The 1055-nt window shown below is 71.0% G+C and carries 1 protein-coding gene; it reads left to right on the top strand.

Features of this window, described 5'->3' with window-relative positions:
- The coding region (locus BZY54_RS46375) for an MFS transporter (protein WP_244217676.1) at positions 1 to 971 on the top strand (971 nt) is incomplete at its 5' end.
- Positions 972 to 1055: the final 84 nt, after the last annotated feature.

The raw sequence follows: 1055 nt of genomic DNA, 5'->3' as shown, positions 1-1055 counted from the left end.
TCCTGATCAACCTGCCGGTCGGCGTCGCGGCGTTCCTGCTCGGCAGCCGCTTCATCACCGAGTCGAAGGCTCCGCGTGCGCTGAAGCTGGACCTGGTCGGGGTCGCCCTCGTGACGCTCGGCCTGCTGATGCTGCTCTACCCGCTGACCCGGGGCCGCGAGCTGGGCTGGCCGCTGTGGGGGTATGCGTCGATGGCGGGCGCGCTGGTCGTCTTCGCGGCGCTGGTGGCGTACGAGCGGCGGAAGGCCGCGCGGGACGGCTCCCCGCTGGTCGAGATGTCGCTGTTCCGGGTGAAGAGCTTCGCCGCGGGCATCGCCGTGCAGACGGTCTTCGGGGTCGCGCTGGGCGTGTTCTTCCTGATCTGGACGCTGTACATGCAGATCGGCCTGGGCTGGAGCCCGCTGCGGGCGGGCCTGACGGGCGTGCCGTTCTCGATCGCGGTGTCCGCGGCGGCCGGGATGTCGGTGCAGAAGCTGGTCCCGCGCTTCGGGCGCAAGGTGCTCCAGGCGGGCGCGCTGCTCATGGTGGCCGGTGTGCTTCTCTACGTCTGGGAGTCCGGGCGGTACGGCCTGCACATCGCTCCCTGGCAGATGGCCCTTCCGCTGGTGGTGATGGGTGTCGGCATGGGCCTGATCGTCGCCCCGCTGACGGACGCGGTGCTGTCGGAGGTGCCGCGCGAGCATGCCGGTTCGGCCTCCGGTCTGATCAACACCGTGCAGCAGATGGGCAACGCGCTGGGGCTCGGCCTGGTGTCGGTGGTGTTCTTCGGGGTGATCGGGGACCGGCTGACCCCGGCCCAGGTCGGACCGGCCTTCGTCGACGCCTTCCAGCACGCGCTGGTCTGGGTGGCCGCGGTGCTGGGCGTCATCTTCGTCCTGATGTCCGCCCTGCCCAAGCGTCCGGCCCAGCATGTGGAGGGCGGCGGTGAGCAGCTCGCGGACCAGGTCCGGGAGGCGGAGCTCGTCGGCTGAGTACGGTGGTGGAGGGGCCCGGTACCGATCGAGGTACCGGGCTCTTTGCCGTGCCCGGCCGGAGTGTCCGGTGGGATGTCCGGT

The organism is Streptomyces carpinensis (assembly GCF_002154505.1).
GTDB lineage: Bacteria > Actinomycetota > Actinomycetes > Streptomycetales > Streptomycetaceae > Streptomyces > Streptomyces carpinensis.
This window is presented reverse-complemented; position numbering and strand designations above follow the sequence as displayed.